This window comes from Saccharospirillum sp. (genome assembly GCF_040881935.1).
Classification (GTDB): Bacteria; Pseudomonadota; Gammaproteobacteria; order Pseudomonadales; family Natronospirillaceae; genus Saccharospirillum.
The window spans coordinates 110,249-130,450 of sequence record NZ_JBBECH010000026.1 but is presented as its reverse complement, the minus strand read 5'-3'; the positions used below and the strand labels follow the sequence as shown (position 1 = coordinate 130,450).

The 20,202-nt window shown below is 56.3% G+C and carries 17 protein-coding genes; 4 read left to right on the top strand and 13 right to left on the bottom strand.

Annotated elements, in window-relative coordinates:
• The first annotated feature begins 589 nt into the window (after nucleotides 1–589).
• Nucleotides 590–3,685 carry a ribonuclease E gene (rne, locus tag WEB54_RS04170; protein WP_368053527.1) on the top strand — a complete coding sequence of 1,032 codons (3,096 nt, stop codon included), beginning with the start codon at nucleotides 590–592 and terminating at the stop codon, nucleotides 3,683–3,685.
• A gap of 86 nt (nucleotides 3,686–3,771) precedes the next feature.
• Here rne and murB read toward each other — a convergent pair whose 3' ends face one another.
• The 7 genes from murB to WEB54_RS04135 form a co-directional block, all read right to left on the bottom strand.
• On the bottom strand, nucleotides 3,772–4,785 hold the full coding sequence (gene murB, locus WEB54_RS04165; protein ID WP_368053525.1) for a UDP-N-acetylmuramate dehydrogenase: 1,014 nt from the start codon (nucleotides 4,783–4,785) through the stop codon (nucleotides 3,772–3,774).
• Nucleotides 4,782–5,276, bottom strand: a complete 495-nt coding sequence (locus WEB54_RS04160; RefSeq protein WP_368053523.1) for a low molecular weight protein-tyrosine-phosphatase — start codon at nucleotides 5,274–5,276, stop codon at nucleotides 4,782–4,784. Before WEB54_RS04160 ends, murB begins: the two co-directional genes overlap by 4 nt.
• Nucleotides 5,273–6,025, bottom strand: coding sequence for a 3-deoxy-manno-octulosonate cytidylyltransferase (kdsB, locus tag WEB54_RS04155; RefSeq protein WP_368053521.1), 753 nt, complete (start codon nucleotides 6,023–6,025; stop codon nucleotides 5,273–5,275). Before kdsB ends, WEB54_RS04160 begins: the two co-directional genes overlap by 4 nt.
• The gene (lpxK, locus tag WEB54_RS04150; RefSeq protein ID WP_368053519.1) at nucleotides 6,013–6,972 is read right to left on the bottom strand and encodes a tetraacyldisaccharide 4'-kinase; all 960 of its coding nucleotides are present in this window, start codon (nucleotides 6,970–6,972) and stop codon (nucleotides 6,013–6,015) included. Before lpxK ends, kdsB begins: the two co-directional genes overlap by 13 nt.
• 23 nt (nucleotides 6,973–6,995) lie before the next feature.
• On the bottom strand, nucleotides 6,996–7,415 hold the full coding sequence (locus WEB54_RS04145) for an ExbD/TolR family protein (protein WP_368053517.1): 420 nt from the start codon (nucleotides 7,413–7,415) through the stop codon (nucleotides 6,996–6,998).
• Between the two features lie 12 nt (nucleotides 7,416–7,427).
• On the bottom strand, nucleotides 7,428–8,042 hold the full coding sequence (locus tag WEB54_RS04140; protein ID WP_368053515.1) for a MotA/TolQ/ExbB proton channel family protein: 615 nt from the start codon (nucleotides 8,040–8,042) through the stop codon (nucleotides 7,428–7,430).
• Nucleotides 8,043–8,126: 84 nt separating this feature from the next.
• Entirely contained in the window at nucleotides 8,127–10,352 is a 2,226-nt protein-coding gene (locus WEB54_RS04135) for a DNA internalization-related competence protein ComEC/Rec2 (RefSeq protein ID WP_368053513.1), read from the bottom strand.
• Nucleotides 10,353–10,410: 58 nt separating this feature from the next.
• Between WEB54_RS04135 and WEB54_RS04130 the strand changes: the two genes are divergently transcribed.
• Nucleotides 10,411–10,941, top strand: a complete 531-nt coding sequence (locus WEB54_RS04130) for a DUF2062 domain-containing protein (protein WP_368053511.1) — start codon at nucleotides 10,411–10,413, stop codon at nucleotides 10,939–10,941.
• On the opposite strand, the gene WEB54_RS04125 is transcribed toward WEB54_RS04130, so the two are convergent.
• A complete protein-coding gene (locus WEB54_RS04125) occupies nucleotides 10,938–11,621 on the bottom strand; it encodes an ABC transporter ATP-binding protein (protein ID WP_368053509.1) in 684 nt (227 codons plus the stop codon). The genes WEB54_RS04130 and WEB54_RS04125 overlap by 4 nt on opposite strands.
• Nucleotides 11,611–12,855 carry a lipoprotein-releasing ABC transporter permease subunit gene (locus WEB54_RS04120; RefSeq protein WP_368053532.1) on the bottom strand — a complete coding sequence of 415 codons (1,245 nt, stop codon included), beginning with the start codon at nucleotides 12,853–12,855 and terminating at the stop codon, nucleotides 11,611–11,613. The genes WEB54_RS04125 and WEB54_RS04120 overlap by 11 nt, the downstream gene beginning before the upstream one ends.
• A 342-nt stretch (nucleotides 12,856–13,197) precedes the next feature.
• On the opposite strand from WEB54_RS04120, the gene WEB54_RS04115 reads away from it, so the two are divergent.
• Nucleotides 13,198–14,259 (top strand): agmatine/peptidylarginine deiminase, encoded by a 1,062-nt coding sequence (locus WEB54_RS04115; protein ID WP_368053507.1) that lies wholly within the window; start codon nucleotides 13,198–13,200, stop codon nucleotides 14,257–14,259.
• 18 nt (nucleotides 14,260–14,277) lie between these two features.
• Here WEB54_RS04115 and dinG read toward each other — a convergent pair whose 3' ends face one another.
• Nucleotides 14,278–16,458, bottom strand: a complete 2,181-nt coding sequence (gene dinG / locus WEB54_RS04110; protein WP_368053505.1) for an ATP-dependent DNA helicase DinG — start codon at nucleotides 16,456–16,458, stop codon at nucleotides 14,278–14,280.
• Nucleotides 16,459–16,471: 13 nt separating this feature from the next.
• Here dinG and kdsA point away from each other — a divergent pair, with 13 nt between their 5' ends.
• Nucleotides 16,472–17,317, top strand: a complete 846-nt coding sequence (gene kdsA, locus WEB54_RS04105; protein WP_368053503.1) for a 3-deoxy-8-phosphooctulonate synthase — start codon at nucleotides 16,472–16,474, stop codon at nucleotides 17,315–17,317.
• Between the two features lie 22 nt (nucleotides 17,318–17,339).
• On the opposite strand, the gene WEB54_RS04100 is transcribed toward kdsA, so the two are convergent.
• From WEB54_RS04100 to WEB54_RS04090, 3 genes are all read right to left on the bottom strand, one after another.
• Nucleotides 17,340–17,903: a KdsC family phosphatase gene (locus tag WEB54_RS04100; RefSeq protein ID WP_368053501.1), complete on the bottom strand. Its 564-nt coding sequence runs from the start codon at nucleotides 17,901–17,903 to the stop codon at nucleotides 17,340–17,342.
• A 16-nt stretch (nucleotides 17,904–17,919) separates the two neighbouring features.
• A complete protein-coding gene (locus WEB54_RS04095; RefSeq protein WP_368053499.1) occupies nucleotides 17,920–18,162 on the bottom strand; it encodes a transcriptional regulator in 243 nt (80 codons plus the stop codon).
• 103 nt (nucleotides 18,163–18,265) lie between these two features.
• A complete protein-coding gene (locus WEB54_RS04090) occupies nucleotides 18,266–20,125 on the bottom strand; it encodes a SurA N-terminal domain-containing protein (RefSeq protein ID WP_368053497.1) in 1,860 nt (619 codons plus the stop codon).
• Nucleotides 20,126–20,202: the final 77 nt, after the last annotated feature.

The following is a 20,202-nucleotide window of genomic DNA, read 5'->3' as shown; positions in this document are numbered from 1 at the left end:
TTCTTCTACTTCGTACAATTCGACGTTTGCCACAATGACCTGCTTTGCACATACCGGTGTCGTAATGGACGCCCGGCTCTTTATATTATAAGACTGCTACAGGCACTAGTGTATCAGCACTCTAATCATGAAAGGAGGCTTCCCGTCCCCGTCGTGCCAGACACCCTGCCCGCATTATGATTGTTCAACCCGGAGTCTGCTGCTACACTGTTATTTGCTGGGATTCTGATCATCCTACCGCCCAGAGACCACACAGGCGGCAAGGGCAGACCCCCCAACCTGTTGCACCGACGTTACGTGCAATTCAAGAATCGGTTGGGCAGCAAGTACAGTTTGAAACAGCGTATGACGATGGGGTCATATGGAAGAAAGCACTTCACCACAAACGCGCAAGTGCTTCTAAATAGAGCAGGCATCCCCTTAAGACTCTGTCCGTTTCCCCATTGTTAATGGAAAACACCGATCCACTGTGCTGGCGTTGTCGCCTGCACTGACCTGTGTGTTACCGATTTCTATCGGTGTTCGCCCGCCTGTATCCCTGCCCTTGCTGCTCTGTCACCCATGCTTTACTACAGAGTATCGTTCCTCAATGAAAAGAATGCTAATCAACGCAACCCAGTCAGAAGAACTGAGGGTTGCCCTGGTCGACGGCCAGAAACTCTACGATCTGGATATCGAAACCGGCTTTCGCGAGCAAAAGAAAGCCAACATCTACAAAGGCAGAATCACCCGTGTAGAACCCAGCCTCGAAGCCGCCTTTGTTGATTTTGGTGCCGAACGCCACGGCTTTCTGCCGCTGAAAGAAATCGCCCGCGAATACTTTGTCGATGCCAATATGTCCTCTCGTGCGAACATTCGCGAGCTGGTTAAAGAAGGCACCGAAGTCATTGTTCAAGTCGACAAGGAAGAGCGTGGCAACAAGGGCGCTGCACTGACCACTATGGTCAGTCTCGCCGGCCGTTATCTGGTTCTGATGCCCAACAACCCGCGTGCAGGCGGAATCTCTCGTCGTATCGAAGGCGATGAGCGTGCCCAGATTCGTGAAGCCCTGCAGGGTGTCACCATTCCCGATGGCATGGGTTGCATCGTTCGCACCGCAGGCATTGGCCGCAGCGCTGAAGAACTGCAGTGGGACCTGGATTACCTGATTCAGCTCTGGGATTCCATCAAACAAGCTTCAGAAGGCCGCTCTGCTCCGTTCCTGATCCTGCAGGAAAGCAACGTTATTCTGCGAGCGATCCGTGACTATCTGCGCCAGGACATCGGTGAAGTCCTGATCGACAGCAAAGACGCCTACCAGTATGCCCTGGATTTCGTGCAGAAAGTCATGCCGAACTATCAGAGCAAACTGAAGCTCTATGAAGATCCGGTTCCCCTGTTCAATCGCTACCAGATTGAAGCCCAGATCGAGAGCGCCTTTCAACGCGAAGTAAAACTGCCCAGCGGCGGCTCAATCGTTATTGACCCGACCGAAGCTCTGGTATCGATCGACATTAACTCGAGCCGCTCTACCAAAGGTGTGGATATTGAAGAAACGGCTTTCCACACCAACCTGGAAGCGGCTGAAGAGATCGCCCGCCAGCTGCGTCTGCGTGACATGGGCGGCCTGGTGGTAATCGACTTTATCGACATGAACCAGACCAAGCATCAGCGCGAAGTGGAAGCACGCATCAAGGATGCGACTTCCCCTGACCGGGCCCGAGTCCAGGTAGGCCGGTTGTCTCGGTTCGGGTTGCTGGAAATGTCTCGCCAGCGCCTGCGGCCTTCCCTGGGTGAAACCAGCGGCATTGTTTGCCCGCGTTGTAACGGCCACGGCATCATCCGGGATGTGAAATCCCTGTCGTTGGCCATTCTGCGACTGATCGAAGAAGAATCACTGAAAGAACGGACCGCCCAGATTCGCGCCATTGTGCCGTTGACCGTGGCCACCTTCCTGTTGAACGAAAAACGGGAAGCGATCTTCGATGTCGAGCGTCGCCAGAAAGTCCATGTACTGATCGTACCCAATACTCAAATGGAGACGCCGCACTATGAAGTGGTGCGTCTGCGCGACGATGACGAAACTCTGGCTAACGCCGAGCCAAGCTATGCACTGAAATTTGAAGATAAGCCCTCTGAAACTGAAACGGTTCTGGAAGCTCAGACCAAGCCTCAGGAGGCAGCCATCTCCAGCCTTCAGGTGACCCCGCGCGCGCCGGTGCCGCCATCGGCGCCTGAAACCACTAGCGAAGCCCCGGCCAAGCCGGCCCGGGCAGCGGCTGAAACGGCCGTGGAAAAGCGCCGGTCAGAAGGTAAAGGCCTGTTTTCACGTTTGGGCGGCTGGGTTAGTCAGTTGCTGAGCTCGGACGAAGAAGCCAAGCAGCAGGAAAAACCCGCTACCGAGCGCAAACCCGATAACCGGTCGCGTCAGCGCGATGACAATCGTGGCAACCGTCGTAGCCCGAACCGGAACAACCGCAATCGCAATCGCGATGGTGGCCGGGAGTCGGGTCGTGATACCTCTCGTGACAATAATCGTGATGCAGGCAGCAGTAACCGGGACTCGAATCGTGACGGTGCTTCGCGCGGCACTGGCCGCAACCCGGGCCGTGGCTCGTCGCGCGAACGGGATGCCAGCGCAGCACCTGAAGCAAGCGCAAAAGAGTCGAAGCAGCCCGTTAAAGACCCTGCTCCGTCAACAGAAACCAGTGACGATTCAGGGGAAAGCCAGAACGATCGCCGTTCACGTCAGCCGCAGATGAAGCGTCGCGAAGAACGGGACGACAGCACTGGTCGTGTACCGCTGGCCGAAGTGGGTAAGAACCGTCAGGTACGTGGCGTCAGCAAAAACGCCAGTAAGCGTCCCAATCCGGAAAAACCCGGTGAAGTCATCAGCGACATTGAAACAGTGATTGAGATGATCAGTACCAAGTCGGCCGATGACGCGCGCGCTGCAGCAAAAGTGAGAGCCGACGAAGCGGCCGCTTCTCAGAACGCCACGACCGAAAGCAATGTAACATCGGCTGGTAATACTGAAGCCACGCCGACGGTTGAGACTCAGCAGGACGTCCAGGACAACCGCCAGAATGGTGCGGACGAGAGACTGTCCGGCGCTACAGACGCCGAAACCGCAGTGCACAACGAACCCTCCCAGTTGGAAGAGTCACCCAACCCCAGAGTTGAGCATGAAGTGATTAACGCTGAAGACAAGGCGGCGTCAGCTCAGCCAAGCGAAAAGCATGAGCAGCCTTTAGCCGAACCCGAAACGTCAGAGTTTGATGCTAAGAACGATACGACGGCTGTTACTGAGCAGACAGATGCAAGGGTTGAAACGAAAGTTGCTGCGAACGTTGACGATAAAGTTGAAGAACCTGCCGCAAACCCGATCTCGGAGGCAGCAACTGACGCCGCTGAAGATACGACAGATACCGAAGCAAAAACCGAGGTAGTGTCAGTAGAAGCGACAACGGAACGCACGGCTGATTCACATAAACCTAGCAGCCAGGCTACCAACCAGAGCCAGACTGAAGCGGAAGTAACAGAAGAGCCTCAGGAGAGCGCTGCAGCTCAAACGACCGAGACACCGGAAGTCGAGCAACCTGCGGATGCAGAAGCCGATGATACGGCAGCCAAACCTGCTGGTCGCGCACCGAACGATCCGCGTGAAGTACGTCGGCGCAAGATGGCGGAACAGCAAGACAAGTAACCACCATCTGTAGAAAAAAACCGGCTACGGCCGGTTTTTTTATGAATTAAATAAGTATCGCTGCTAGTAGTGGATGACCATCCTGCTCAGGCCCAGAAGCGCGGTTCAGGCTCCAGTATTACATTAAAGCGCTCCTTTACTGCTTGCTGAACATGCGCCTGCCAGGCCAGTATTGAGGTGGCCGACGCTCGTTTCGGGTTAACCAATACCAGCGCCTGACGCTCGTAACACCCTACCCCATCGGCGTTGTTTTGCCCGCGCAATCCACACTGGTCGATCAACCAGCCAGCGGCCAGCTTCCAACCTTCGGCCTGCTCAAAGACCACCAGATCACTGTGTTCTGCCAGCAGCATCTGGTATTGCTCCGTCGTGATAACCGGGTTTTTAAAAAAACTGCCAGCATTGGGCAGCACAATAGGCTCAGGCAGTCGCGACTGTCTAATTTCAATGACTTGTTCCATCACCTGTAGGGCGGTTAAACCGGGCTGACTGGCCAGAGTCTGGAGTGGCCCGTAGGTCAATTGCGGCTGAAACTCGCGATCCAGATCGAGCTCCACGGCGGTTATGATAAAGCGATTTTCCAACTGTTTGAAAACACTGTCCCGATAGCCAAAACAACAGTCCTGCTGGCCGAAACGACGCCAGCGTTGTTCAACGGTATCGTAGGCTTCGACCCGATGCAGACAATCCGCCAGTTCCACACCGTAGGCTCCGATGTTTTGTACCGGTGCTGCACCTACTGTGCCCGGAATCAGTGCCAGATTCTCAATCCCCGAGCCGCCCTGAGCAATTAGATCGACCACGGTAGTATGCCATGACTCCCCTGCCCCAAGTCGCCAACGCAGGCGACCTGAATCTGATTCAACCCGGGTCTTACCCATAATCGAAATCTTGAGCGTCAGGCCGCTGACCTGTTCGTTCAGCACCAGGTTACTGCCCCCGCCCAAGGCTCTTATGGGCAAGTGTCGTTCTCTGGCCCAGCGCACCAAAGCCGGTAAGTCGCTGGCATTGGTCAGTTCTGCATACCAGTCAGCAGTCGAGGGGACGCCAAGAGTATTGGCGTCTGACAGATCCACCTGGGGTTGAGGGTCAATACTCATAAGGATTCAGACTGCAAATGCGCCAGCAGACCCTGGCTGGCTTGTTCGCATAAATCCAGTACGGTTTCGAACCCGTCACCCGCGCCAAAATACGGGTCGGGTACTTCCCGCTGGTCGGTAGCCGCGGCGTAATCAAGAAACAACGCCAGTGAAGCCCGGCTGTGTTCGGGTGCCATGGCCTCTAGCTGCTGCAGATTGTCGGCATCCATCGCCAGGATGTAATCGAATTGGTGAAAGTCCTCAGCGGTTACCTGCCGGGCTCTCAGATGATCCAGATCGTAACCGCGCGAACGAGCAGCGGCCCGGCTGCGTGGGTCGGGTGCTTTGCCAAGGTGGTAGGCCGCTGTTCCTGCTGAATCCACCTTGATTTGGTCGGCCAGCGAAGAGGTCACCAGATGAGCTTCGAACACCGCCTGGGCCGTAGGTGACCGGCAGATGTTTCCCAGACAAACAAAGAGGATTGAGTGTGACGGTGTGCGCTCTGTGGTCATGATGTCTCCTGGCCAAACAGAGCCCGTACCGCGTCCAGATCGGCCTGTGTGTCGACACCGGCCGGGACCGGTCGCACCGCCTGGGCCGCAACAATGACGGCACCGTGCTCCATAAAACGCAACTGCTCCAGTTTTTCCAGTTGCTCCAGCGGGCTTTCCGGCCACCCGACGAAGGCATCCAAAGCGCTTTTGCGGTAGGCATAGAGGCCAATATGCCGCTTCCAGATGCCTTCAGGCGAGGTTTTGGTGCTGTCCCGGTCAAACGGGATGCCTGCCCGACTGAAGTATAGGACTTCGCCATCCTGCCGTTGGACCAGTTTAACCGCATTGGGGTTGGTGACCATCGCCATGGCCGTTACCGGCTCATAGAGTGTGGCGACCTGGGCCTGGGGGCTGTGCTCGAGTAACCGGGCAACCTGAAGGACATTGTCGGCAGGCATCAGCGGCTCATCACCCTGCACGTTGACGACAATGTCATTGGCCTGCAAGCCCAACTGCTCCGAGGCTTCCTGAAGCCGGTCGGTCCCTGACGGGTGATCGGGGCGGGTCATCACCGCGCTGAACCCGGCGTCGGTGACCACCCGACGGATGCGCTCGTCATCGGTGGCAATCACAACCCGGTCTGCGCCACAGGCCTGAACGGCCATGGCCACGCGGATCACCATAGGCTGGCCGTTGATGTCCAGCAGTGGTTTCCCGGGTAACCGGCTGGAGCTGTACCGGGCCGGGATCATGATTACGGTTGCCAAGGTTGTGTGCTCCTTAGTGCAGATTCAATAGCGTCCAGCAGGCTTGCTGGCAGTTCCGGCCGCAGTCTGACGACATAACAGTGCGCTGGCCAAGGTGATGGTAATTTAATGGCATCTTTTTCCGTTAACACCAGCGGCAACCCTGGGTCGCTCAGCCAGCCCGGAGGGACCGGCCGGTGATCACCGGGCGAATGAGTGGACTGAAGCTGAAACCCCTGCTCAACCAGCTGTTGATAGAAGCTTTTCGGGTATCCAATGCCTGCGCAGGCCCTAATCAGACTGCCCGCGGGTAACGGTTGCCCCTGCGCATTAACCGGCCATTGAGGGTTGAGCGTCAGCACACCATCGACCTTCAGGCCAACCGGTTGCTGGCCTTTGGCCACTCGCCACTGAACGGTTTTTAACCGACCCACGGGCTCACGCAACGGTCCAGCGGGCAACAATCGGGCATTGCCCAGACCACGCACGCCATCAACCATGATCAACTCCAGATCACGGCCCATTCGATAATGCTGCAAACCATCGTCACTGATAACGACATCCAGCCTGTGCTGACCAATCAGATAGCGCACCGCCCGGTCACGATCCGGATCCACTACCACAGGGCAGCCAAGCTGTTGGGCCAGAGCTTTGGGTTCATCGCCACACTGGGCGGCGCTCACCGTTGGTGTAACAGCCAGGGGGTAATGGTCGCTACTTCCACCGTAGCCGCGTGAGACAATACCGCAACGCAGCCCCCTGTTCTGCAAGTGCGTGACCAGTGCCTGAATAGCCGGTGACTTGCCGGTTCCACCTACCGTCAGGTTACCGACCACGAGAATCGGCACGCCATAGTTTCCCCGATGGCGCTGTCGAATACGCCGCCGGGCGACCAGCCCGGCCAGCCAACTCAAAGGAATCAGCAGCCGGGCAGCCAGGGTCGGATTAGGTAAATACCAGAATTTCATGGGGGGCTCGCGGACGCCATCGGTTAGGGGTTTTCCGGAACCTGAGTGGCGTAACTGACCCGATAAAAGCCCATTTGCCCGACCGCATCCAACACAAAGACCATGGCCTGGTGAGGTGCCTGGGCATCGCCGGTAATGATGACCGTGGTATCCCGGCTGGTGCCCGCCATTTCAGCCAGCGCCTTTTTCAGAGACTCGGTGTCAGAGCGCAGCAAGGGAGTGTTGTTTACCGCGTACTGCCCCTGGGCATCGACCTGAATTTCAATCGGGCGCTCGTCGCCGAGCACAGCGTCGCTGCTGCTTTCCGGAAGGTCAATTTGCAACTGAGTCTCACGGGTGAAGGTGGTGGATACCATAAAAAAAATCAGTAGCAGGAAAACAACGTCAATCAGTGGCGTTAAATTGACTTGTGCTTCTTCCTGGCGGCTGCGTCTGAATCGCATGGGCGGCTCCCGTCAGCTCGACTTGGCATCGGAATGAATGGCATCAACCAGTTTGGCGCTGTCCTGTTCCATAATGACCAGCAAATCATCGACCCGACGAGTCAGTGCACGGTGGAAAATAACCGCCGGTATGGCCACACTCAACCCGGCCGCCGTGGTAATTAACGCCTGGGAAATCCCCCCGGCCAGAACACCGGTGTTCCCACTGCCCTGTACCATGAGGGCGGTAAACACCTCGATCATACCCAGTACCGTACCCAGCAAACCCAACAAAGGTGCAATAGCGGCGATGGTTCCGAGGGTACTCAGAAACTTCTCCATTTCATGGGCAACGTGGTTACCCGCTTCCTGTATGGCGTCTTTCATCGCCTCGCGACCATGCTTGGATGCCGTCAATCCGGAGGAGAGAATATAGCCAAACAAACTGCCACTCTTAAGTTCCTTGATCTTGGCAGAATCCAGTTCTTGATTCTTGATCCACATCCAGACCTTTGGCAATTGGTCTTTGGGCATAACTTTGGCTAACCGTAACGCCCAATAACGCTCGACGGTGATGGCAATAGCAACGATGGAACACAACACAATGGGGACCATCAACCAACCCCCGGCTTTAATAATTTCAAACACTTAGCGTACCTCCATAGACTCCGGCGTAATTTACCATACTGTTTCCGTCAGAACATGGCTTTAAGGTGAATTGTGAAACAATTCTCATTTAAAAAATCGTTTCCGATAAGCCGATCGATGATCTGCCAGTTGCATTCGGTGTTCAGCCATTGTCAGCGTAAAGGTTCCCCGCTCTGCGGTGTTATGCAACGGTCGACCGTGACGCTCGGTGTACGCCACCAAATCGGGGTTCGGCCAGCGTGGCAGATGCCGGTCTCCCGAGCTGACCAGCAACTGGGCGCTGGGGCTGGCATCCAGAAAGGCCGATGCGCTGCTGGTATGACTACCATGATGACCAACAACGAGCGCCGCCACTGGAAACAACTCCGGGTGCGCCTGCAGCAACCAATATTCGACCATCCGGCTGGCATCCCCGGTAACCAGCACCGCCCCGGCGGGCGTCGGTATCCAGATAACGCAGGAGGTATCGTTGCTGCTGGTTTGCAGCGCCAGTGGAACCGATATGAGTTTGAATGGCAAGGCAGCCTGATCCTGATCCGGCAGATGACAATTACGCCACCCGCGCTGGCCGCTGAGTCTGGCCAGACGCTCCGGGTCTCCGCTAATTCGGCGCGCCTCAGGCCATTCACGCACGGCCCATTTAGCCCCTCCGGCGTGATCCATATCGGCATGACTGACCAAAAGTCCGGTTGGTTGAATCGATTCTCGCCGGTACCAGTGGGCCAGGCGCTGCTGGGCTACACTGCGGCCATCCTGCCACTGCCCGGCGAGGTCATACAGCCAGGTCTGATTCGGCCATTGCAGCACCATAGCCTGGCCATGCCCTACGTCCAGCAAGGTCATTTTAAAGGAGTCGACTGGCTCTCTGGGCGTGCCGAAAGCCAGCGCTACAGTCACGAGCGCCGGCGCCGCCAACCAGCGAACCGGGCGTTCCACGCTCTGGCTCAACACCCACCAGAGCAACACTGTCACCAACGCAATTTGCCACCAGGTCCAGGCGGGTGCGAGTTGATACAGTGGTGAGACCCAAGCCAACAGATCGAGGGCAATGTTGATCGTCCACTCGTACCCACTAACCCAGGCAATACTGGGAAACAGCAGAATCAGCAAAGACCATGGCAATAGCAGCAGCGTGACCAGCGGAATCATCAGCGCATTGATCAGCAACGACAGCGGATGCCAGACAAAACCCATGGCCGCGGTAATGGGTATCATCAGCAGGGTCAGCGTCGCCTGCAGTTTGAGCGCCAGCCACAGGCCGGAATGATCGCGCTGCGACCAGCGCTGGGCCAGACGAACAATAATGGCAACCAGCATAAAACTCAGCCAGGCACCGGTGCTGAGCCAGGCCTGTGGTCGAAACAGAGTGATGGCAACGGCAGCGCAGGCCAGTACATCCAGTGCGTTAAAGCGTCGACCCACACTCAGGGCAACTAACGGAATGGCCAGCATTACCCAGGCACGCACAGCGGGAAAACCAAAACCCGTCAGAGCGACAAAGGCGCCACACAATAACCCCACCCAGGCCAACTGAAGATGAAAACTGCGGTTCAGCGGCACACCGGGCAGATGCAACAGGGCGCGTCCCAGCAACAGCCCCCAGGCAGCCACGATACCAACGTGCATGCCACTGACTACCATCAGGTGTTTCAACTGAGTTTGTTCAAACAAATCGCCCAGATGAGCAGGCAGACTGGACGACCACCCCAGGCTCAGAGCGGACCAGATTGCCCGCGCATCGATTTGCTGAAAATGAGGCGCTGCGCGGTTATGCAACCGAACCGGTAGACCCGGCTGTGGCACTACCCGGTGGATTTCCAGCAAACTGCCGAGCGCATCGATGCGTTCGCTGAAATAATAGCGGGTGGCATTGAATTGGCCCGGCACCAAAGCTCCAACCGGCTTCCTAAGACGAAAGTCGCCGGATACACAATCGCCAGCCTGAAGTACCCGGTCGGTGTCCGCGGTGAAGCGCAGCCGGCGTAATGCCAGGGTGTCAGGTTGGTAGGTAACCGCCGCAACCACAGATTGATAGTCATCAAATACCCGGGCCGGTTGCGACAAACAAACCGTCAGTTCGGCGGTGCCGTGTTGCCACTGAGCCGGTAACAGAAAGCGAGCCTCGTACTCCAGCCGCAGCAACAAGGTTGCCGTAACCACAAACAGCAAGCCCGCCAGGACTGGCTGACGCCAGGCGGTCACCAGAACCACCATTGCCAGTAAACCGGTGGCCCACTCGACGCCGATGTAAAACCAGAGTAAGGGCAAGCCTATACTCAGCATTGCCAGGCTGGTCATACCCTTGACCATATAGTGCAAGCTCCTTTAAATAGGCATACTGTCTTTCTATTCTAAGTACGTCTCTGCCATGCCCCGCCGCACCCTGCAAAAGTGGATGCCCCACCCCGACCGCATCAGACAACTGCCTGGCCTGAATCGATTTGGTCACTGGTTGCATGAGCCTGGTATCTGGCATTTGAATCGCCGCAGTGTCGCGCGTGCGTTTGCCATCGGGTTGTTCGTGGCGTTACTCCCGATTCCCGGTCAAATGCCACTGGCCGCATTGGCCGCGCTTTTTTTTACCGCCAATCTGCCCGTCTCTCTGGCCCTTGTCTGGCTCAGTAATCCGTTCACGATGCCGGTGATATTCTATGGCACTTACTGGCTTGGCGCGCAATTAACTGGCCGATCTGTGATCGCGTTCGAAACAATTCAACATAAGGGATGGGGTTCGACCCTGATCATGGATTTGTATTGGCCGACGTTCCTGGGGGGTATTATATGCGGGTTGGTACTGGCACCGATCGGGTACTTCACCATCAGCGGCCTCTACCATTGGCGAATGCGCTTAAATCGTCGTCGCCGCAACCGGTTACGGCAACTGCGACGAGGTGTTTAGCGGGATTGTTCGAGGCGACCGCGTTTTAGCAGGTATTGCTTGGGCATCTGGCGAGCCCAATCCTGGTTATGGGTAACGACGATGAAACTGGAGTCCAGGTCGCGGTTTAGTTCCATGATCAGCTCATGAACCTGCTCCGAGGTCGTATCGTCAAGGTTCCCGGTTGGCTCGTCCATTAATACCACGGGCGGATGATTGATCAGCGCCCGGGCAATGGCCACTCGCTGGCGCTCACCACCGGACAATTCGGCGGGCCGGTGCCGGGCCCGATCACGCAATCCCACTCGTTCCAGCAGTTGCATTGCTCTGGGTTCGGTTTCCGCAGAATTCGTGCCCCCTATTACTTGTGGCAACAGGATATTTTCCAGTGCGGTAAATTCAGGCAGCAGGTGGTGGAACTGAAACACAAAGCCCATGTGCTGATTGCGCAACTGAGCGCGACGGCGATCGCTCAGAGTCGACATCGCCTGGTCTGCCATATAAACCTCGCCGACACTGGGAGAATCCAGTCCGGCCAGTAAATTCAGCAGTGTCGTTTTTCCCGACCCACTGCTGCCGACAATGCTGACCAGTTCACCGGGGTTTATGGAGAAATTGATGTCGTGCAATACCTCAACCTGCTCGGGGCCCATGTTGAAAAACCGACCCACGTTTTCGCAACGCAACACATCAAGACTCATAACGCAGTGCCTCCGCTGGTGAAATGCGCGAAGCACGCCAGGCAGGATACAGCGTTGCCAGAACGCTGATCACAAACGTCGACGCTGCAATGAGGCGAACGTCAGACCACTTTAGTTCAGACGGTATGTAACTGATAAAATAAACCTCGGCATTCAGAAACTGGATATTCAGCAGTTGTTCAAACCAGGCAATGATGTCCGCCACCGACCAGGCACCGATCACACCCAGAACAACCCCCAGGGTGATACCGATTAGCCCGATGGCCGTGCCTTGCACTATGAATATCCCCATAATTTGCCCGGTGCGAGCGCCCAGGGTGCGCAAGATGGCAATCTCGCCCTGCTTGTCGGTCACAACCATAACCAGGCTCGATACGATGTTAAATACGGCGACGGCGACAATCATAAACAGCAGCAGACCGACCATGCGTTTTTCCATTTGAATGGCCTGGAACAGGTTACCCTGAGTCCGGCTCCAGTCACTGACCAGATAGCGCCCGGTTAATTCGCGCCCGGCCTCCACACCAATACGCCGGGCGTCAAAGAGGTCGTCCACTTTCAAATGAACACCATCAACCGCATTACCGTAACGCAGAATCCGGCCCAAATCCGTCATGTGAACAACGGCCAGATTTGCGTCGAGTTCGGCACCCACAGAAAAGGTGCCAACGACTTCAAACCGCTTGAATCGGGGCGTTACACCGGCCAGGTTAACGGTTACTTCTGGCACCATCATGGTAACTTTGTCGCCGACGCCCACACCCAGCGTGCGCGCCATAATGTCACCCAGTACAATGCCAAAGCCGCCTTCGACTAACGGCTCCAGTGATCCGGACACCATGTGATTGGGCAAAATGGAAACATCAGCCAGCGTCTGCGGATCAACACCATTGATCAGGGCGCCTTTGGTTTGGGACCGCCCTACCAGCATGCCCTGACTTTCCGTATAGGGGCTGGCTCCGAGCACCTGCGGATGCTCAGTGACGGTGTTAACCACCGATTGCCAGTCTGACATTTCGCCCGGTTGCGACAGAGTGGCGTGCGGCACCATACCGAGAATTCGATTGCGCAATTCACGGTCGAAGCCGTTCATAACTGACAAGACGATGATCAACACCATGACCCCCAAGGTCAGGCCAATCATCGAGACGCCGGAAATGAAGGATATAAAATGATTTCTGCGGCGGGCGCGCAAATAACGCAAACCGACCAAAAGCGGGATATTATTCAGCATGGCGGGCATTAAACCACCCTGCCCTGAGCGTGCCAAGACCATTTTAGGTACACTCAGGTTCAGGGTATGAGCTTTTCGTCTTCGTTACATTAGTTAACGTGGAATGGACATTCACCCTGTCCACTTGATTTCGTCTATCCAAAAAGGGGCGCTCTGCCATCGCCTATTATTTTCCAGAACTGCATCAGGTTGCCGTGTTATAAAAGAACAGTACAGGCGCAAAATCGCAGCGAACGACCCGGGGTGTAACAGAACGTCAATCAGAGGCCGACAAACAAGCAAAAGTCGAAGACAGCCTGTATACTGCCTGCCCTTTTTATTTCAGGCGTGATGACCAAGTCTATGAGCCAACGCTACCTGCCCGCTGAATGGTATCCACAGGACGCCATTCTGATTACCTGGCCCCACCCCGACAGCGACTGGGCCGACGCTATGGCCGAAGCCGAAGACGTTTACCTGGATCTGCTCAGTACGCTCAGCCACACCCAGGATGTGCTGATTCAGGTGCACTCCAGCATCGATACCGACCGACTCACCGTCTTGTTCGAGCGCGATGGCATTAACCAGGCGCGCTGCCATCTAATCCTGGTCGACAGTAACGACACCTGGGCCCGCGATCACGGCCCCATTACCGTGTTGGACGACGACCAGCCAATGTTACTCGATTTCACGTTTAACGGCTGGGGGGGTAAATTCGATGCCCGGCTGGACAACGAGCTGAACCAGAACATGGCTGAAAAAGCGCTGTTTGCCGCATCGATGCAACGTATCGATTGGGTGCTCGAAGGTGGCAGCATCGAATCAGACGGTCGGGGAACCCTGCTGACCACAACAACCTGTCTGCTGAACCCAAACCGGAATTCAGAAACTTCCCGCCACACCGTCGAATCGCGGTTGAAAGACTGGTTCGGTGTTGATCAGGTATTGTGGTTGCAAAACGGTGCGCTGGCCGGTGACGACACCGACGCTCACATTGATACCCTGGCGCGTTTTGCACCAGAGGGCGTCCTGGTATTCCAGGGCTGTCAGGATGTGGCCGACGAGCACTATGACAGGCTCTATGCCATGAAGTCGGAGCTGGAAACGTTCACCGATGCCCAGGGTACTCCTTACCGTCTGGTAGAACTGCCCTGGCCAGACGCTCAATACAATCAGGAAGGACAGCGATTACCCGCGACCTACGCCAATTTCCTGGTGGCCAATCAGGTCCTTCTGGTGCCAACCTACGGCGTGCCGCAGGATGGAGTGGCGCTGGAACGGTTAGCCGAAGCCTTTCCCGGTCATCGTGTAGTCGGCTTGCCCTGCCGCGCCCTGATCGAACAATTTGGCAGCCTGCATTGTATTACCATGCAGTTGCCCAGAGGCACCCTGTCCCGGTCAATGTTGGACTCACAGGATCTTTGAGTATTCCCGCCTAACCAGCTAGCGCGGTGCCGGGGGCTCCACTTCCCACCGGTAATCCGGCAGTGACTGGCGTACCAGGGAGCCATAACGCTTGTCGATCAGGCGTCTGTCCATAAACCAGAGTGTGCCGCTGTCTGACTCATTGCGTATCAGGCGGCCGCAAGCCTGCACCAGACGAATAATGGCCGTCGGCAAACTGACCTGCGCGAAGGGATTAGACCCGCGCTGCTCCAGCCACAACGATAGCGTCGACAGTATCGGGTCGTCGGGCGTTGCAAACGGCAGCTTGGCAATCATCAGATGGGTCAGATAATTCCCCGGCAAATCCACGCCCTCAGCCAAACTGGCCAGGCCAAATAACGTAGAACCCTGACCGCTTTCGAGCCGTTCCCGGTGATGATTAATCAGCGCGTTTTTGGGCAAGGCATCCTGCAGGGTTACCCGCTCCTGCCAGTCGGCACTCAGGCCACGATACACCTCGTTCATCTGCTGGCGCGACGAAAACAGCACCAAATTACCGGTCGACGTTGGCAAATATTCCTGCACCGCTTCGATCATCGCCGTGGTGTGTGCCTCGCGCAGACCACCATCGCAGGCGATGGCCGGAACACGTGCCACAACCCGGGACTGATAATCAAACGGACTCGATACCTGCAGGTAGCCGGTATGGTCGGGCAAGCCCGACTGCAAGGCAAAGCGATTGAAATCCCCGGCGATGGTCAGGGTCGCCGAGGTGATAATGGCTCCAAAACAGCGGTTCCAGATATGCTGGCGCAGAATAGACTGTGCCGACACCGGGCTCGCGTTCAACACCAGATCCTGATAGTCCGGCAAGTCGATGTTATCGAACCAGCGGGCCGTCGGTGGCGCTTCCGCTTTGTCTTCCTGCCGCCAGGCAACCACCAGATCGCGTGCTGGCTCGGCCCGGCCCATCCAGCGACCAAGCAGCGGCAGGGTTTGTTCCAGGCGCCCTTTTTCATCGACATCCTGCGAGGCCGACAGTCGCTTGCGAACCGCCTCATCAAGGCGCAGCAGAGCGTTACACAGTTGCTTCAGAGGGTGCTCGAGTGGTGCCAGCAAGGCTTGCGTCTGGGCAAGCCAATCCGGGTCGTGCACGGTGAGTGTCGACAAATGTCCGTCGAGGCGCTGACGCACCGGTGCCAGCGCTCCCCAGGCGTCCGTCAGGCACAGGTGGGCATCCCCCATCGCCGCTTCCAGTTGGTCCAGCATGGTCTCTTCGGTATCACCATAGGCCAGTTCCAGTCTGACTTTGGGCAGTTGTTTTCGCCAGCCTTCAATCTGGTTCAACGTCTGCTTGAACGGCAATTGGCTGGCAAAGTGAGACAACCCCTTATCCGGTAGATGATGCCCTTCATCGAACACATAAATGGTCTGCGCTGGCGCGGGTAAAATAACCCCGCCGCCCAGCGCCAGGTCAGCCATCACCAGGTCGTGGTTAGCAATGATGACGTCGGCATCTTCCAGTTCCTTGCGCGTCTCGTAGAACGGGCAGTTCTGAAAATGTGGGCAGCGTCGATTCAGGCACTCCCGGTGAGTCGATGTGACCGGCCGCCACAGCTGATCGTCAAGGCGGTCTGGCCACTGATCCCGATCTCCGTTCCACTGCCCTCGCCCAAACTGGTCCAGCATGTCCGTGTAGACCTGCAAGGCCGCTTCATCGTCCGCCATGGTCTCTTCAAACAGAGACAAAGCAGTCACGGCCCCTTCCTGCATTTGAATGCTTTGTTCCAGTCGCTGCAGGCACAGGTAGCGGCCGCGACCCTTGGCCAGAACCGCATTGAAGCTCAGGCCGCTCGACGCCAGGATATCGGGGATATCCTTTTGCACTACCTGCTCCTGCAGCGCCACGGTGGCCGTGGCGATGACCAGTCGCTTGTCAAAATGCTGTGCAATGGGGATGGCACTGAGCGCATAACCGATGGTTTTGCCGGTACCGGTGCCCGCCTCGACCACCGCAATCGGCGCGGCCCCCTGACGCTCACCCTCGGCCGACAGCTCGACCTCAGACAAGGTACGGGCAATGTGCGCCAGCATGTGCTTCTGACCACTGCGCGCCTTGAGATCGCGGGCGGTCAGATACTCGCTGTACGCGGTCTGAATGGTCTCTTTCAGTTCGGGGGGGAGCATGGGCAGGTTTAGCTTCTCGCGGTCAACGGCTACAATGGCAGCCAAATTCATAAGGGACACTGTTATGCAACAGCGTGCTATCTCTGTTCAAAACCTGGCCGTCGGTAACGACAAGCCGTTTACTCTGTTTGGCGGCATCAACGTCATTGAAAGCCGGGATCTGGCGATGACCATGGCAGAACAGTATGTCAGGATCGCCGAAGAATTGGGCATTCCCTACATCTTCAAGGCCAGTTTCGACAAGGCCAATCGCAGTTCGATCGCTGGCTACCGGGGACCGGGTCTGGACGAAGGATTGAAGATACTGCAGGAGATCAAACAAACTTTCAATGTGCCCGTTATCACCGACGTGCACGAACCCCATCAGTGTCAGCCTGCCGCCGAGGTCGCCGATGTGATTCAGTTACCGGCTTTTTTGTCCCGTCAGACCGATCTGGTCATGGCGATGGCTAAAACCGGCGCCGTCATCAACATCAAGAAAGCCCAGTTTCTGGCCCCTCATGAAATGGCGCACATTCTGCGTAAATGCGAGGAAGCCGGTAACGATCAGCTGATTCTGTGCGAACGCGGCACCTCGTTCGGGTACAACAATCTGGTGGTCGATATGCTCGGTTTCGGCATCATGAAACAAACCGGGTACCCGGTTATTTTTGACGTGACCCATGCCTTACAAAAGCCCGGCGGGCGTTCCGACTCGGCCGATGGCCGGCGGGCTCAGGTAACGGATCTGGCCCGGGCTGGCATGTCGCAGAAAATCGCTGGCTTGTTCCTGGAATCACACCCGGACCCTGACCAGGCCAAATGCGACGGCCCCAGTGCCCTGCCCCTGGAGCAACTAAAACCTTTCCTGGCGCAAATGAAGGCACTGGATGACTTCATTAAAGGTCAGCCCGACTTAATTACCGGCTAACAGGGCGGGCATTGGCAGGGAGTTACTGGGCAGCAGAGTCCCGTTTCCGTTCGAAATGGGCGTCTGCTGCCAGGCTATAGGCCTGATCATACAACCCCTGGGCGTTGAGAATCAGGTCAGCCACGCAGCGCGCAACGCCCTGCCCGCCGCTGACTGTTAATACCCTATCGGCCCGCTCCAGCACCAGGCTGTAGGCGTCAGCAGGCGCCAGCCCGCACCCACACCAGTCCATTACTTTCAGATCCACCAGGTCATCCCCGACAAAGGCCACCTGATGGGGTGCCAGCCCCAGTTCGTCAGACAATGCCTGCAGGCGGTGCAGTTTGTCGTGGCACCCCACGAACGCATGCTGAACGCCCAGGTCACTGAGCCTGGCTCGCAGCGCCGGGCTGTCCTTTGCGGACACCACGGCAACCTCAATGCCCACATCGGGGAGTACCTTCAAAGCGACCCCGTCTCTAACATGAAACACCTTTAGCGATTCACCTTCAGGCCCGTAATACAACCGACCATCGGTTAACACGCCGTCGACATCAAAGGCTACCAGCCTGATATCACTCAATGACGAGCTCTGCTCCTCGTTCATAATAGAACCCTCCCGACTATCCGAACAGATCAAAACTTGGCCCGGTGTTCTGTGCCGTTGCCTTCGTTTCATCCAGCCAATAAGCGGGCTTGGAGAACGTCTGTTCTATTTGACGGGCCAGTTTGGGGGTTAACGCCTTTTTGCCGGAACACAGTCTGACCGCCTGGGTTGGCTCGATCCCCAGGCAATAAGCGAAGTCCTCTTCCGTGATGGCATTTTCATCCAGTAACTGGGTCAGCTTCTGATGCTGTGAACTCATGTCTGGCTCCCGCCATTAAAAAAGGCCGCTCAGGCGGCCTTTGCAATGCACAGTATAGCTGACTCGACGCCTTTACCGCATCGGTCAGCCAGATACCTTTTACTTACTGGGACAAAGCCCCGCTGATCTGCACGTCTGCTGAGGTGCGCAGAGCGTTAAAGAAACTCTGATAATCAGCCTGTCCAGTACGCTGAGCCAAATAGTCGCCGACCGACTGGCGAACATCGTCAGAGACCTCGCCTTCCATTACTGACAACACCGCAACAAGATAGACGGTTTCGCCGGCGGTGAAGCGTTCAACGGCAAGGTCATCGGCCGCCGGGCGCGGCAATTCAAAGCTAAACTGCACCAGATTCGAGGGCAGTTCGGTGTTGTCACGATCGATCACAGTAGGCGAAGCCCAGCGATCATCAGCTACAACACCTTCCGATCTTACTTGATTCAAGTCATCGGTCGCGGCCTGTTCTGCCAGCTCGGTAGCCTGTTCATTGGTCACAATGTCGACTATCTGGTCACGCACATCTTCCAGTGCCTGCACCTGTTCCGGCTCATAGGCTTCCAGCTGCATGACAGCCAGGCCACCGTTCTCGAGACGTACCACATCGCTGATCAGCCCATCGTCTACTACAGTGTTGGAGAACGCCGCTGTAACGAATGAAGCAGAGGCTGCGATGCCGGAGGTACTGTTGCGGTTAATCCAGTCGGATGTCTGAACGCCCGTATTGAAAGATTCTGCAACCTCTTCGATCCGGTCACTCTGAAAGGCAATATCCGCCATGTCGGTTTCGAGCAACCCAAACTCTTCGCGTGCTTTACGCTCGCGGACCGCCTGCTCCAGCGTATCCCGAACCTCATCCATAGACTCGATGTTGGCCTGCTCCAAGGTTTCCAGACGAATCAGGTGCACCCCGAATTCAGTCTGCACCGGGTCACTGACGTCACCTACATTCTGCAATTTCAAGCCAGCATCGTAGAATTCATCGACGTAGAGCCCTTCGCTCAATTCCCCGAGAAATCCACCGTCCAGAGAACTGCCAGGGTCATCAGACAGCTCAGCGGCCAGATCGGTAAAGGATTCACCGGCCTCAATGCGTGCCAGGGCTTCCTCTGCCGCTGCCATCGGGTCGTCACTCGCGGCAAACAGAATATGGGAAACCTCACGTAAGGTTTCGGCCTCGGTTTCAGCAACGTAGCGATCGTACTGGCTCTCAATGTCCGAATCCGTGACCACCATATCCGGGATCAAATCACTTTGGTTCAGCACGACATAGCGAACCTGAACCTGTTCCGGATTCAAAAACTGGTCGCTGTTGGCATCGTAATAGGCTTGAACGTCCTCATCGGTGACTTCAACCTGACCGAGAAAGTCTTCTGCGTTGTACCGGCGATAAGTGACTTCACGACGCTGGTTTTCCAGTGCTGCCGATCGTTCTACATCACGTTCAAGCTCGAACGCTGACTGCACCAATCCCGCTTGCATTTGTTCCAGTCGAATTTGACTGCTCAACTGGCTGCGAAACGTAGTGGGGGTAAAGCCATTGATCGCGATATAACGGCGAAACGCCTCTTCATCAAATCGACCGTTCGACTGAAATGCACCGATGGAAACTATGCTCTGATTAACTTCTGCTTCGCTAACCGTCAGGCCCAAATCGACCGTCGCCTGACGCTGAATTTCTTCGTTGACCAGTGCATTGACAACGGATTGCCGGATAAAGGCAGAGTTCAATAATTCAGGGGTCGCATTCTCACCCAACTGCTGAATCAATTGCTGCTGACGTTCCTGAACCAGTCTCTGCACCTGGACATCACTGATGCCTTCACCATTCACTTCAATCGGGTCGGAACTGTTCACAATGCCGACGATGGACTCGGCACCAAAAAAAGCAAAGGCAACGACGATAACGGCGACAATAACCTTCCCCGTCACTCCCTTGGCTGCATTACGGAAAAACTGGAGCATTTAGCTTCCCACCCCGTCTGGACACTACGGATATTCAGATAAAAAAAAAGCGCATCAGGGCTGACACGCTGTCGGTT